The sequence below is a fragment of the Burkholderia sp. COPS genome, from assembly GCF_019425585.1.
Lineage (GTDB): Bacteria > Pseudomonadota > Gammaproteobacteria > Burkholderiales > Burkholderiaceae > Burkholderia > Burkholderia cepacia.
Window position 1 is genome coordinate 18,995 of the sequence record NZ_WIXR01000085.1, and the last position, 13,223, is coordinate 32,217.

Consider the following 13,223-nt stretch of genomic DNA (forward strand, 5'->3'; position numbering starts at 1 on the left):
GCCTTCCGCCTTCCGCCTTCCCACCGCAACGCCCTTCCACCCACGCCCCCACGCGATGCACCAGCAATGCCCGTCGCGTCACGAAATCTTCATTCAATTCTCCGCGAGCGGTGCCGTTAAGTCGTGCGTCCCGTCGATTCGGCTGCCCTCGCCCATGCCCGCGCCCCATCCCGACTCCGCCGCCGCCCGCACCACCCGCCTGATCGCGGATCGTGCGCTGGCCGCCGTCTTCCAGCCGATCGTCGATCTCGGCTCGGGGACGGTCGTCGGCTACGAGGGCCTGATACGCGGCCCGCGCGGCACAGACCTCGAAACGCCCGCCGCGCTGTTCGCGCAGGCCGCGCGCGACGGCGAGACCATCGCGCTCGAACAGGCCGCCGCGCTCACCTGCCTCGACGCGTTCGCGGCGCTCGGCTGCGACGGCAAGCTGTTCCTCAATTTCAGCGCGGGCACGATCCTGCAGCTCGCGCGCGAACGCGAGCGCGCCCGCCAACGGCTCGACCGTGCGCGGGTCGGCGCCGAGCGCATCGTGATCGAACTGACCGAGCAGAACGCGACGACGGACATCGCCCATATCGGGCCGGCAGTCGCGTCGCTGCGCGACGCCGGCATCCAGTTCGCGCTCGACGACTACGGCACCGCGAACGCGAGCATGAACCTGTGGCTGCGCCTGCATCCGGACGTCGTGAAGATCGACCGCTTCTTCATCCACGACATCGCGCGCGACCCGCTGAAGTTCGAGGCCGTGAAGGCGATGCAGCACTTCGCGCAGGCAAGCGGCGCGCAACTGATCGCGGAAGGCATCGAGAACGAAAGCGACCTGATCGTCGTGCGCGACATGGGCATCTGCTGCGTGCAGGGTTTCCTGCTCGGCCGGCCGAACGCGCGGCCGTCGCGGGTCGTCGCACCGGCCGCGCGCGACGCGATTCGCACGCCGCACATCGCGGTGTTTCCCGGCGCGACGCGCCCGGTGCGGCCGGCCGGCACGATCGCCGGAAAGATGCTGGTTCCGGCGCCAGCCCTGCCGCGCGACGCGACCAGCAACGACGTGCTCGACCTGTTCAACCGGATGCCCGACCTGCACGCGGTCGCACTCGTCGAACGCGGGCGGCCCGTCGCGCTCGTGAATCGCCGCGGCTTCATCGACCGCTTCGCGCTGCCGTACCACCGCGAGGTGTTCGGGAAGAAGCCGTGCCTGCAGTTCGCGAACGACGCGCCGCTGATGATCGACAACGCGACGACGTTCGAGCAGCTCGCGATGCTGCTCGCGAGCCACGACCAGCGCTACCTCGCGGACGGCGTCGTGATCACCGAACACGGCCGCTACGTCGGGCTCGGCACCGGCGAGAGCCTCGTGCGCGCGGTGACCGAGATGCGCATCGAGGCCGCGCGTTATGCGAACCCGCTGACGTTCCTTCCCGGCAACATCCCGATCAGCGCGCACATCGACCGCCTGCTCCAGCGCGACGCCGGCTTTCATGCGTGCTACGTCGACCTGAACCAGTTCAAGCCGTTCAACGACCAGTACGGCTACTGGCAGGGCGACGAGGTGCTGAAGTTCGCCGCGACGGTGCTGGCCGGCGTGTGCGATCCGCAGCGCGACTTTCTCGGGCACGTCGGCGGCGACGATTTCCTCGTGCTGTTCCAGCGCGACGACTGGCGCAAACGCGCCGCCGACGCGATCGCGCGCTTCAACGACGGCGCGCAGCGCTTCTACACGCAGGCCGACCGGCAGGCGGGCGGGCTGCGCGGCGAGGACCGCCACGGCAACCCGGCGTTCTTCGGTTTCGTGACGATGGCGATCGGCGCGGTCGGCGTGCCGGCCGGCGCGCACGGCGCGAAACGCTACGGCAGCGACGAGATCGCATCGGTCGCCGCGCTCGCGAAGCGGCGCGCGAAACAGCAGCCGGACGGGCTCGCGGTCGTCGACCTCGATGCGGGCCGCGCCGCGTTGCGCGATCGCGGCGAACCGCCGGCCGTGGCAATACGCTGACCGGCGGGCAGCCGGCCTTCCTCGTTCGCAGACGCAAGGTGCCCGATGCGGCGGCGATGCGCCGCCGTCCGTCATGCCCGGACGCCCGCCGCGCTGCCAGGCCGCTCGTTGCACCCGGCCTTCCCGCCGGCCTGAGCAAGCCGCCGGGCACGCGTGCGCGCATGCGCGAAGCCGGCACGCTGGCCGCCACTTCCCGCTCGCCGGGCACCGGCACGTCCACCTTGCCTTTTTCGTGTTTTGTTTAGTATTTTTAGTAACGTCGTTTTCGCAGATTAGCGCTTAAAAACCGGTAATTTCCGGGTATTCCCCGGTTATCCGGCCCGAATTCCGCGATACGTTTTACTATACAATCGCTTTCACCCTAAACAAACCGGACCCCGAACGATGGGTACCACCATTCGCGATGTGGCGCGGGCGGCAGAGGTCTCGATCGGCACCGTCTCCCGCGCGCTGAAAAACCAGCCGGGCCTGTCCGAAGCCACGCGTGCGCGCATCGTCGAGATCGCGCAGCGGCTCGGCTACGATCCCGCGCAGCTGCGGCCGCGCATCCGCCGGCTCACCTTCCTGCTGCATCGCCAGCACAACCGCTTTCCGGCCAGCCCGTTCTTCTCGCACGTGCTGCACGGCGTCGAGGACGCCTGCCGCGAGCGCGGCATCGTGCCGACGCTGCTGACGGTCGGGCCGAACGACGACGTGCTGCGCCAGATGCGCCCGCACGCGCCCGACGCAATCGCGGTGGCCGGCTTCATCGAGCCGGAGACGATCGAGGCGCTCGCCGCGACCGGCCGGCCGCTCGTGTTGATCGACCTGTGGGCGCCCGGCCTGCGCTCGGTGAACATCGACAACGCAACGGGTGCGGCGCTCGCGATGCGCCACCTGCTCGCCACCGGCCGCACGCGGATTGCGTTCATCGGCGGCTCGCCCGCGCACTACAGCATCGCGCAGCGCGCGATCGGCTACCGGCGCGCGTTCTTCGAAGCCGGGCGGCTGTTCGATCCCGCCTACGAAGTGACGATCGACGCGGGGCTCGATCCCGACACCGGCGCCGCGCGCGCGATGGAGCAGCTGCTCGACGCGCCGGGCCCGCGCCCCGAAGCCGTGTTCGCGTACAACGACGCGGCCGCGCTCGCCGCGCAGCGCGTGTGCACCGCGCGCGGCCTGCGGATTCCGGACGACATCGCGATCGTCGGCTTCGACAACATCCCGGCCGCCGCGCACGCGAGCCCGCCGCTCACGACGCTCGCGGTCGACAAGGAAGCGCTCGGCCGCCGCGGCGTCGAGCTGCTGCTCGCCGACTCGCCCGATCGCACCGAGATTTCCCTGCCCGTCGAGCTGATCGTGCGGGCCAGCAGTCAGCCCGCCGGCTCCCCGGCACTCGATACCGCCACGGTCACCGAATCATGAACATGCCCCCGGTCCAACCCTGCACCGCCGCGCCGGCCGCCCACACGCAAGCCGCGCCGTTCGTCGCGAGTTTCCGCGATCCGTCGTTCCTGCTGTCGCACATCGAGGACACGCTGCGCTTCTACGCAACGAACGCGTTCGACCCGACGGGCGGCTTCTACCACTACTTCCGCGACGACGGCAGCATCTACAACCGCACGTCGCGCCACCTCGTCAGCAGTTGCCGGTTCGTCTTCAACTACGCGATGGCGTACCGGCATTTCGGCGATCCGCGCCACCTGGAATACGCACGCCACGGGCTGCGCTTCCTGCGCGACGCGCACTGGGACGACGAACTGCAGGGCTACGACTGGGAACTCGACTGGCGCGACGGTGCGAAGCGCGCGACGCTCGACGGCACGCGCCACTGCTACGGGCTCGCGTTCGTGCTGCTCGCGGCCGCGCACGCGACGATGGCCGGCATCGACGAGGCACGCCCGCTGATCGCGGCCACCTACGAGCTCGCCGAGCACCGCTTCTGGGACGCGGCCGCGGGCCTCTACGCGGACGACGCGACGCCGAACTGGATCGTGTCGTCGTACCGCGGCCAGAACGCGAACATGCACATGACCGAGGCGCTGCTCGCGGCCCACGAGGCGACCGGGCACCTCACGTACCTCGATCGCGCGGAAAAGCTCGCGTCCCACATCACGCAACGCCAGGCCGCGCTGTCGGGCGGGCTCGTGTGGGAGCACTACCATGCGGACTGGTCGGTCGACTGGGACTACAACAAGGAAGACAGCTCGAACATCTTCCGCCCGTGGGGCTTCCAGCCCGGGCACCAGACCGAATGGGCGAAGCTGCTGCTGATCCTCGAACGGCACCGCCCGCTCGACTGGCTCGTGCCGCGCGCGGCCGAGCTGTTCGACGCCGCGCTCACGCACGCATGGGACGCCGACCACGGCGGCCTGTACTACGGCTTCGGCCCCGACTTCACGATCTGCGACCACAACAAGTATTTCTGGGTGCAGGCGGAAACCTTCGCGGCGGCCGCGATGCTCGGCGCGCGCACCGGCAGCGAGCGCTTCTGGGACTGGTACGACGAGATCTGGCGCTATAGCTGGGCGCACTTCGTCGATCACCGCTACGGCGCGTGGTACCGCATCCTCACCTGCGACAACCGCAAGTACAGCGACGAGAAGAGCCCGGCCGGCAAGACCGACTATCACACGATGGGCGCGTGCTACGACGTGCTGGCAACCCTCGCGCGCGCGCAGCGCAGCGAGCCGACGCAATGAGCGGCGGCACGTTTCCGGCTTTCGTGTCGGCAGGCGACATCCTGACCGACATGGTGCGCGCGGGCGATGCGCAATGGACGTCGGTACCGGGCGGCGCCGGCTGGAACGTCGCGCGCGCGGTTGCGCGGCTCGGCGTGCCGAGCGCGCTCGCGGGATCGATCGGCGAAGACTGCTTCTCCGACGTGCTGTGGCGCACGAGCGACGCGGCCGGGCTCGACCTGCGCTTCCTGCAGCGCGTCGCGCGGCCGCCGCTGCTCGCGATCGTTCACGAGACACGCCCGCCCGCGTATTTCTTCATCGGCGAAGCGAGCGCCGATCTCGCGTTCGATCCGGCGCGGCTGCCGGCCGGCTGGACCGACCACGTGAAATGGGCACATTTCGGCTGCATCAGCCTCGTGCGCGAGCCGCTCGCCGGCACGCTGGCCGCGCTCGCGGCCGACCTGCACGCGCGCGGCGTGAAGATCAGCTTCGACCCGAACGTCCGGAACCTGATGACGGCCGCGTACCGGCCGACGCTGGAAAGGATGGCCGCGCTCGCCGACCTGATCAAGGTGTCCGACGAGGACCTGCGGCACCTGTTCGGCGGCGACGGCCCCGACGCGATCGCCGCGGTGCGCACGCTGAACCCGCGCGCGGCCGTGCTCGTCACGCGCGGCGCGCAGGCGGCGACGCTCTACGCGGACGGTGACGTGCATGAAGCCAGCCCGCCGCGCGTCGAGGTGGCCGACACCGTCGGTGCGGGCGACGCGTCGATCGGCGGCATGCTGTTCAGCCTGATGGCCGCGCCGCAGCGCACGTGGCGCGAGCATCTCGTGTTCGCGCTGGCCGCGGGCGCAGCGGCGTGCCGGCATACGGGTGCGCACGCGCCGACGCTCGACGAGGTCGTCGCACTGATCGAACGCTGACGGCACGCCGAGGGCACGAACGGTGACCGGACGCTGTTCGGTCACCGATAAGCGGCGCTGTACATGCTGCGCCGCAGTGCTACGATGAAGTGTCCTTTTGCGGGAGAGCACCATGGACACGAACACGTTCACGAAAGGCATCTACACGGCCAAGGCGCATACCCAGCACGCGGGCAACGGGCAGTTCCAGGGTTACGTGATCCTCTCGCGCGACGACGGGGACGACACCGAGAACACGCGTTACGACGTCCACTCGACGAGCCCCAGCGAGGAAGAGGCGTTCGACGAGGCGAAAGCGCTCGCGCACCGGATTCTCGGCGAGATTGAGCTGTAACGCGCACCAACCTTCAGGCGCGGCTCAGAGCAGCCGCGCCACCATCGATACCAGCATCGTCAGCACCAGCGTCGACATGAACGGGAACGGGTAGCGCCGCCCGCCGAGCGTCAGCGTGACGTCGCCCGGCATCCGCCCGATGCCGAGCTTGCCGAGCCACGGCCAGCAGCGCGTCAGGATCATCACCGCGACGAACGTCGTCAACAGCCAGCGCAGCATGCTAGGGCCTGTTTCCATATGGAACGCGCATGCGTTGCCACGAGAACGGCCGCTCGCGAGGCGCGCGACGACCAACGGAAGTCCCCGTGGGACGCCGCGAATACTGGACGTATTCGCAAGGAGCGCAACGCGGCGAGCGGCCGTTCTCGTGGCAACCCCAAATTAATAGAATCATGTCACGGGAATGCCCGAAATCGCCCGTATGGCGGCGTCGCTCGTCGCTTGTTTGGCGCGGCCAAACGGCGCTCCTCACTTCTTGCCCTACGCCCCGGAGGAAGTCCCCTTGGGGGACGAGCGATTTCGGGCATTCGCATGTGCGTTCCATATGGAAACAGGCCCTAGTCCCGTCAGAGTGCGTGCGAGCGATCGCCGCGCGCGAACGCGTCGAGCGTGCCGTCGATGCCGCGCGAGAACGCGATCACCTTGAAAAGCTCGCCCATCTCGGCCTCGGAAATCAGCTTCTGCACCGCGTTCGCGGCCGGCAGGAATTCACGGATGTCCGACGGATCGATCGCGGCCAGCGCGTCGGTGATGCCCGCGTTCAGCAGGAAGCGCGCCTGCGACGTGTAACCGAGCAGGTCGGCGCCGGTCGCGACGGCCGCGTCGTAGATGCCGGTGAATTCGACGTGCGCGGTGATGTCCTGCAGCCCCGGGTACAGGAACGGATCGTCGTGCGCATGGTGCCGGTAGTGGCACATCAGCGTGCCGCGGTCGCGCTGCGGGTGGTAGTACTCGTGCGCGGGAAAGCCGTAGTCGACCAGCAGCACCGCGCCGCGTCCGAGCATCGTGCAGACGGTGCGCGTGAACGCCAGCGCGGCCTCGTGCGTCTCGGTCACGTAACCGTCGCCCGCCTCGTCGAGCCCCGCGAGCACCGCCGGCAGGCCGGCCGGCGCGGCAGGACGGTCCTCGAACACGAACGCCTGCCGCGCATCGAGCGCGACACCGCGCTCCTGCCATGCGCCGCCCGCCTTCGCGAACAGGCGCACGGGCATCGCATCGAGCACCTCGTTGCCGACCACGACGCCGTCGAACCGCTCGGGCAGCGCGTCGAGCCAGCGCACCTTCGCGGCGAGCGCCGGCGCGGCGGCCGTGATCGTGTCGCGCTGCCGTTCGCGCAGTTCGCCGGACAGGTCGACGATCAGGTATTCGTCGAGTCCGGCGCCCAGCGCGTCGAGCGCCGCGAGCAGACCGGCCGCGAGCTTGCCCGTGCCGGCGCCGAATTCCATCACGCAACGCGTGCCGCTCGCCGCGAGCGCTTCCGCGACCGGCTGCGCGAGCGTCCGAGCGAACAGCGGCGACAGCTCGGGTGCGGTGACGAAGTCGCTGCCGTCGTCGGCGCGGCGCCCGAACTTGCGCGCGCCGCCGCTGTAATAACCGAGGCCGGGCGCGTACAGCGCACGCTCCATGAAGCGGTCGAACGGCAGCCAGCCGCCGGCCGCCGCGATCTCGTCGCGCAGTTGCGCGGCAAGGGTTTCGGACTGCGCGAGCGCGTCAGGGCCGGGAGCAGGTAAACTAGCGGGTTCGTGAGCTTTCGGGTTCATCCCGGCATTGTAAATGACCGTTTCAGCCGATACGTCGACCCTGCGCGTGGCGCTCGTCACCGGTGCCCTGGGCAGCGCGGCCGACGCCGCGTCGATCGGTCGTGCGCTCGCGACGGGATTCGCCCGGCGCGGCTGGGACGTCGCGTTGCAGCGCAGCCCCGGCACGCCGCATGCGGCCGCCGACGCGCTCGTCGCCGAAGTCGCAGCGCTCGGCCGCCGCGCGGCCGTGCTCGACGCCGATCTGGCCCTGGAAGCCGAAGCCGCCGCACTCGTCGCCGCGTGCGGCGCGGCGCTCGGCCGGCCCGCGTGCGCGGTGTTCGTGAGCGCCAGCGCGGGCGCCGACGACGCGCACACGGTAGACGGCGCGTCGCTCGCCGGCGCACTCGCGCGCAACGTGACGGCGCCGCTCGCGCTGGCCCGCGCGCTCGCCGATGCGACGCCCGACGCCGCGCGCGAGCACGAAGCGCTGCGCGCATGCGCGATCCACGTGCTGGACCAGGCGCTGTTTCACCCTGCGCCTGCGCAGTTGTCGCACGCGCTGATGCAGGCCGCGCTGAACCGCGCGACGTCGGCGCTGGCGCTGGCGCTCGCGCCGAAGGTGCGGGTCGCGGCGCTCGTGCGCGGCCACGCGGCGCACGCGGACGACATCGCCGCGGCTGCCTGCTATCTCGCGAGCGCGCCCGGCGTCACGGGCGCGACGCTGACCGTCGACGGCGGCGAGCACCTCGTGCCGCCGGCCGCCGGCCCGAATGAATGAACTGCGCGGATCGCGCGGCCTGACTGCCGCCGCCCGCGCCGCTTTGCGTGTGCGCACGCCAATTTGACTGGGACGACCATGTTTTCCGCTCTCCTGCACCCCCGCCTCGCGGACTGCCGCAGGCTCTACCTGCGCGACTACGAAGTGCACATCAACATCGGTGCCTTCGAACACGAGAAGCGCGGCGAGCAGCGCGTCGTCATCAACGTCGACCTGTTCGTGCCGCTCGCGCGCTCCACTCCCGTGGACGACCGGCTGCATGAAGTCGTCGACTACGACCTGATGAAGCAGAGCGTCGCGCAATGCGTGGCGCGCGGCCACATCCACCTGCAGGAAACGCTGTGCGACGCGATCGCCGCGCACCTGCTGGCGCACGACGCCGTGCGCGCGGTACGCGTCTGTACCGAGAAACCGGACGCTTATCCGGACTGCGACGCCGTCGGCGTCGAAGTCTTTCGCATCAAGGACGAGGAGCGCGCATGAACGCCCCCCACATGAATGACGCGGCGGCCGATGCCGCCACCCACGACGCAGCCGCCGACCCGGCCGGCCGTCCGGCGCTGACGCGCCGCGAACAGAAGGAAGCGTACGAGAACAACAAGCTGTTCAAGCGGATCGTGCGCCAGGTCGGCCAGGCCATCGGCGACTTCAACATGATCGAGCAGGGCGACAAGGTGATGGTGTGCCTGTCGGGCGGCAAGGACAGCTACGCGATGCTCGACGTGCTGCTGCGCCTGCGCGAGCGCGCGCCGATCGATTTCGACATCGTCGCGGTGAACCTCGACCAGAAGCAGCCGGGCTTCCCCGAGCACGTACTGCCCGAGTACCTGAAGCAGGTCGGCGTGCCGTTCCACATCGAGAACCAGGACACCTACAGCATCGTCAAGCGGCTCGTGCCCGAAGGCAAGACGACCTGCTCGCTGTGCTCGCGGCTGCGCCGCGGGATCCTGTACCGCGTGGCCGGCGAGCTCGGCGCGACCAAGATCGCGCTCGGCCATCACCGCGACGACATCGTGCAGACGCTGCTGCTCAACATGTTCTACGGCGGCAAGCTGAAGGGAATGCCGCCGAAGCTGCAGTCGGACGACGGCAAGAACATCGTGATCCGCCCGCTCGCGTACGTGAAGGAAACCGATCTCGAGAAATACGCGGAGCTTCGCGAATTCCCGATCATCCCGTGCAACCTGTGCGGCAGCCAGCCGAACCTGAAGCGCGCGGAAATGAAGGCGCTGATCCGCGAATGGGACAAGCGTTTCCCGGGCCGCGTCGACAACATGTTCAACGCGCTCGCGAAGGTCGTGCCGTCGCACCTGATGGACACGACGCTGTACCCGTTCCAGTCGCTGCGCGCGACCGGCGAGGCCGATCCGCAAGGCGACATCGCGTTCGACGAGGAACCGTGCGCGTCGGGCGACGACGCAGCGGCGCCGGGTGAGTCGATCGCGGCCCGGCCGATCTCGATCGTCCAGTTCGACGACCTGTAAGCAGGGCCCGAACACCCGCCGGAACAGGGCCGGGCGGCCCTTTTCCGGCGCTGTCGCCCCGCCGCGACAGGCCCGGAGCGCCAGGGACCGCATGCTAAAATGGTCGGCTTCGAACTCCTCTGACAAGCTGGCGCCATGAATATCGTGATTTTGGCGGCAGGCACCGGCAAGCGCATGCGTTCCGCGCTGCCGAAAGTGCTTCACCCCCTGGCCGGCAGGCCGCTCCTCTCCCACGTCATCGACACCGCGCGCACGCTGCAGCCGTCCCGGCTCGTCGTCGTCGTCGGTCACGGTGCCGAGCAGGTCCAGGCCGCCGTCGCCGCGCCCGACGTCCAGTTCGCGGTGCAGGCCGAGCAGCTCGGCACCGGCCACGCGGTGCGTCAGGCCCTGCCGCTCCTCGATCCCGCACAACCGACGCTCGTGCTGTACGGCGACGTGCCGCTCACGCGCGCGTCGACGCTGCAGCGCCTCGTCGATGCCGCGCGCGAAGGCCGCTACGGGATTCTGACCGTCACGCTCGACGATCCGACCGGCTACGGCCGCATCGTTCGCGACGCGGCCGGCTTCGTCACGCGCATCGTCGAGCAGAAGGATGCGTCGCCGGACGAGCTGCGGATCGCCGAGATCAACACCGGCATCATCGTCACGCCGACGGCCCAGCTGTCGATGTGGCTCGGCGCGCTGAAGAACGAAAACGCGCAGGGCGAGTACTACCTGACCGACGTCGTCGAACTCGCGATCGAGGCCGGTTTCGAGGTCGTCACCGCCCAACCCGACGAGGAATGGGAAACGCTCGGCGTGAACAGCAAGGCGCAGCTCGCCGAGCTCGAACGCATTCATCAGCGCAATATCGCGGAAACGCTGCTTGTCGACGGCGTCACGCTCGCCGATCCGGCACGCGTCGACGTGCGCGGCACGCTGCGCTGCGGCCGCGACGTGTCGATCGACGTGAACTGCGTGTTCGAGGGCAACGTGACGCTCGCGGACAACGTGACGATCGGCGCGAACTGCGTGATCCGCAACGCGTCGGTCGGCGCGGGCACGCGCATCGACGCGTTCACGCACATCGACGGCGCCGAGCTCGGCGCGCACACCGTGATCGGCCCGTACGCGCGGCTGCGCCCCGGCGCGCAGCTCGCGGACGAAGCGCACGTCGGCAACTTCGTCGAGGTGAAGAACGCGGTGATCGGCCACGGCTCGAAGGCGAACCACCTCACGTACATCGGCGACGCCGACATCGGCGCGCGCGTGAACATCGGCGCGGGCACGATCACCTGCAACTACGACGGCGCGAACAAGTTCCGCACCGTGATCGAGGACGACGTGTTCGTCGGCTCCGACACGCAGCTCGTCGCGCCCGTGCGCGTCGGCCGCGGCGTGACGATCGCCGCCGGCACGACGATCTGGAAGGACGTCGCCGAAGGCGTCCTCGCATTGAACGAGAAGACGCAGACCGCGAAGAGCGGCTACGTCCGCCCGGTCAAGAAAAAGAGCTGAACCTTTTGCGGGCGCCCCGCGCGGCGCCCGCTTCGACTGACAGGATTGACCATTCATGTGCGGCATTGTCGGCGCAGTTGCGCAACGTAATATCGTTCCGGTGCTGATCGAAGGATTGCGGCGCCTCGAATACCGGGGTTACGACTCGTGCGGCGTCGCCGTGCTCGAACCGGGCGCGCCGAAGCGCGCGCGCAGCGTCGAGCGCGTCGCCGATCTCGATGCGCAGGTGCGCGACACGCACCTCGAAGGCACGACCGGCGTCGCGCACACGCGCTGGGCCACGCACGGCGCGCCGGTCACGCACAACGCGCACCCGATCTTCTCGTCGAACGCGCTCGCGCTCGTGCACAACGGCATCATCGAGAACTTCGAAACGCTGCGTGAATCGCTGCGCGCGAAGGGCTACGAATTCGTGTCGCAGACCGACACCGAAGTGATCGCGCACCTCGTGCACAGCCTGTATCGCGGCAACCTGTTCGACGCCGTGCGCGAAGCCGTGCAGCAACTGCACGGCGCGTATGCGATCGCGGTGACGCACAAGGACCAGCCGCACACCGTCGTCGGCGCGCGCCAGGGGTCGCCGCTCGTCGTCGGTCACGGCGACGGCGAGAACTTCCTCGCGTCCGACGCGCTCGCGCTGGCCGGCAGCACCGACCGCTTCACGTTCCTCGAGGAAGGCGACGTGTGCGAGCTGTCGCTCGACGGCGTGACGATCGTCGATCGCCACGGCGCCACCGTGCAGCGCGAGATCCGCGTGGTCAGCGCATACGGCGGCGCGGTCGAGCTGGGCCCGTATCGCCACTTCATGCAGAAGGAAATCTTCGAGCAGCCGCGCGCGATCAGCGACACCGTGCCGCAAACCGAAGCCTTCGACGCGACGCTGTTCGGCGACGCCGCGCCCGCCGCGTTCGCGGAGATCGACAGCCTGCTGATCCTCGCATGCGGCACGAGCTACTACTCGGGCCTCACCGCCAAGTACTGGCTCGAATCGATCGCGAAGATCCCGACCCAGGTCGAGATCGCGAGCGAATACCGCTACCGCGAATCGGTGCCGAACCCGCGCCAGCTCGTGCTCGTGATCTCGCAGTCGGGCGAGACGGCCGACACGCTCGCGGCGCTCAAGCACGCGCAGTCGCTCGGCCACACGCACACGCTCGCCGTGTGCAACGTCGCGACGAGCGCGATGGTGCGCCTCACCGAGATGCAGTTCCTGACGCACGCGGGCACCGAGATCGGCGTTGCGTCGACGAAGGCGTTCACGACGCAGCTCGTCGCGCTGTTCGTGCTCGCCGCGACGCTCGGCAAGCTGCGCGGTCACGTCGATGCCGCGCAGGAAGCCGAGTTCCTGAAGCAGTTGCGCCACCTGCCGGCCGCGCTGAACAGCGTGCTGGCACTGGAGCCGCAGATCATCGCGTGGTCGGAGGAATTCGCGCGCAAGGAAAACGCGCTGTTCCTCGGCCGCGGGCTGCACTACCCGATCGCGCTCGAAGGTGCGCTGAAGCTGAAGGAAATCTCGTACATCCACGCCGAGGCCTATCCGGCCGGCGAACTGAAGCACGGGCCGCTCGCGCTCGTCACGGAAGCGATGCCGGTCGTCACGGTCGCGCCGAACGACACGCTGCTCGAGAAGCTGAAGTCGAACATGCAGGAAGTGCGTGCGCGCGGCGGCGAGCTGTACGTGTTCGCCGATGCCGACACGCAGATCGTCAACGACGACGGCCTGCACGTGATCCGGATGCCGGAGCATTACGGGCAACTGTCGCCGATCCTGCACGTCGTGCCGCTGCAGCTGCTCGCGTATCACACCGCGTG

The 13,223-nt window shown here is 69.3% G+C and carries 12 protein-coding genes; 10 read left to right on the forward strand and 2 right to left on the reverse strand.

Going from position 1 to position 13,223, the window contains the following annotated elements; genetic code table 11:
- The first annotated feature begins 154 nt into the window (after positions 1-154).
- From FOZ70_RS37075 to FOZ70_RS37095, 5 genes are all read left to right on the forward strand, one after another.
- Positions 155-1,993 carry an EAL domain-containing protein gene (locus FOZ70_RS37075; RefSeq protein WP_059490419.1) on the forward strand — a complete coding sequence of 613 codons (1,839 nt, stop codon included), beginning with the start codon at positions 155-157 and terminating at the stop codon, positions 1,991-1,993.
- Between the two features lie 384 nt (positions 1,994-2,377).
- Positions 2,378-3,397 (forward strand): LacI family DNA-binding transcriptional regulator, encoded by a 1,020-nt coding sequence (locus FOZ70_RS37080; RefSeq protein WP_219707870.1) that lies wholly within the window; start codon positions 2,378-2,380, stop codon positions 3,395-3,397.
- Positions 3,394-4,674, forward strand: coding sequence for an AGE family epimerase/isomerase (locus FOZ70_RS37085; RefSeq protein ID WP_027788958.1), 1,281 nt, complete (start codon positions 3,394-3,396; stop codon positions 4,672-4,674). The genes FOZ70_RS37080 and FOZ70_RS37085 overlap by 4 nt, the downstream gene beginning before the upstream one ends.
- On the forward strand, positions 4,671-5,579 hold the full coding sequence (locus FOZ70_RS37090) for a carbohydrate kinase (RefSeq protein ID WP_048026647.1): 909 nt from the start codon (positions 4,671-4,673) through the stop codon (positions 5,577-5,579). Before FOZ70_RS37085 ends, FOZ70_RS37090 begins: the two co-directional genes overlap by 4 nt.
- A gap of 112 nt (positions 5,580-5,691) precedes the next feature.
- Positions 5,692-5,913, forward strand: coding sequence for a hypothetical protein (locus FOZ70_RS37095; protein ID WP_021163760.1), 222 nt, complete (start codon positions 5,692-5,694; stop codon positions 5,911-5,913).
- A 24-nt stretch (positions 5,914-5,937) separates the two neighbouring features.
- Here FOZ70_RS37095 and FOZ70_RS37100 read toward each other — a convergent pair whose 3' ends face one another.
- Together FOZ70_RS37100 and FOZ70_RS37105 are read right to left on the reverse strand one after the other, a co-directional pair.
- Positions 5,938-6,132 (reverse strand): DUF2905 domain-containing protein, encoded by a 195-nt coding sequence (locus FOZ70_RS37100; RefSeq protein ID WP_021163761.1) that lies wholly within the window; start codon positions 6,130-6,132, stop codon positions 5,938-5,940.
- Between the two features lie 347 nt (positions 6,133-6,479).
- Entirely contained in the window at positions 6,480-7,673 is a 1,194-nt protein-coding gene (locus tag FOZ70_RS37105; protein ID WP_059651105.1) for an SAM-dependent methyltransferase, read from the reverse strand.
- Between the two features lie 13 nt (positions 7,674-7,686).
- Here FOZ70_RS37105 and FOZ70_RS37110 point away from each other — a divergent pair, with 13 nt between their 5' ends.
- The 5 genes from FOZ70_RS37110 to glmS all read left to right on the forward strand — a co-directional run.
- Positions 7,687-8,430, forward strand: coding sequence for an SDR family oxidoreductase (locus FOZ70_RS37110; protein ID WP_219707871.1), 744 nt, complete (start codon positions 7,687-7,689; stop codon positions 8,428-8,430).
- A gap of 78 nt (positions 8,431-8,508) precedes the next feature.
- Positions 8,509-8,913, forward strand: coding sequence for a dihydroneopterin aldolase (locus FOZ70_RS37115; protein ID WP_006407992.1), 405 nt, complete (start codon positions 8,509-8,511; stop codon positions 8,911-8,913).
- Positions 8,910-9,914, forward strand: a complete 1,005-nt coding sequence (gene ttcA / locus FOZ70_RS37120) for a tRNA 2-thiocytidine(32) synthetase TtcA (RefSeq protein ID WP_048026641.1) — start codon at positions 8,910-8,912, stop codon at positions 9,912-9,914. The genes FOZ70_RS37115 and ttcA overlap by 4 nt, the downstream gene beginning before the upstream one ends.
- A gap of 135 nt (positions 9,915-10,049) precedes the next feature.
- Positions 10,050-11,411, forward strand: a complete 1,362-nt coding sequence (gene glmU, locus FOZ70_RS37125) for a bifunctional UDP-N-acetylglucosamine diphosphorylase/glucosamine-1-phosphate N-acetyltransferase GlmU (protein WP_059490410.1) — start codon at positions 10,050-10,052, stop codon at positions 11,409-11,411.
- 55 nt (positions 11,412-11,466) lie between these two features.
- The coding region (glmS, locus tag FOZ70_RS37130) for a glutamine--fructose-6-phosphate transaminase (isomerizing) (protein WP_219707872.1) at positions 11,467-13,223 on the forward strand (1,757 nt) is incomplete at its 3' end.

What these genes read in the sequence shown, in the direction of transcription:
- FOZ70_RS37075 (WP_059490419.1), top strand. Translation starts at nt 155, where the DNA reads ATGCCCGCGCCCCATCCCGACTCCGCCGCCGCCCGCACCACCCGCCTG.
- FOZ70_RS37080 (WP_219707870.1), top strand. Translation starts at nt 2,378, where the DNA reads ATGGGTACCACCATTCGCGATGTGGCGCGGGCGGCAGAGGTCTCGATC.
- FOZ70_RS37085 (WP_027788958.1), top strand. Translation starts at nt 3,394, where the DNA reads ATGAACATGCCCCCGGTCCAACCCTGCACCGCCGCGCCGGCCGCCCAC.
- FOZ70_RS37090 (WP_048026647.1), top strand. Translation starts at nt 4,671, where the DNA reads ATGAGCGGCGGCACGTTTCCGGCTTTCGTGTCGGCAGGCGACATCCTG.
- FOZ70_RS37095 (WP_021163760.1), top strand. Translation starts at nt 5,692, where the DNA reads ATGGACACGAACACGTTCACGAAAGGCATCTACACGGCCAAGGCGCAT.
- FOZ70_RS37100 (WP_021163761.1), bottom strand. Translation starts at nt 6,132, where the DNA reads ATGCTGCGCTGGCTGTTGACGACGTTCGTCGCGGTGATGATCCTGACG.
- FOZ70_RS37105 (WP_059651105.1), bottom strand. Translation starts at nt 7,673, where the DNA reads ATGAACCCGAAAGCTCACGAACCCGCTAGTTTACCTGCTCCCGGCCCT.
- FOZ70_RS37110 (WP_219707871.1), top strand. Translation starts at nt 7,687, where the DNA reads ATGACCGTTTCAGCCGATACGTCGACCCTGCGCGTGGCGCTCGTCACC.
- FOZ70_RS37115 (WP_006407992.1), top strand. Translation starts at nt 8,509, where the DNA reads ATGTTTTCCGCTCTCCTGCACCCCCGCCTCGCGGACTGCCGCAGGCTC.
- ttcA (WP_048026641.1), top strand. Translation starts at nt 8,910, where the DNA reads ATGAACGCCCCCCACATGAATGACGCGGCGGCCGATGCCGCCACCCAC.
- glmU (WP_059490410.1), top strand. Translation starts at nt 10,050, where the DNA reads ATGAATATCGTGATTTTGGCGGCAGGCACCGGCAAGCGCATGCGTTCC.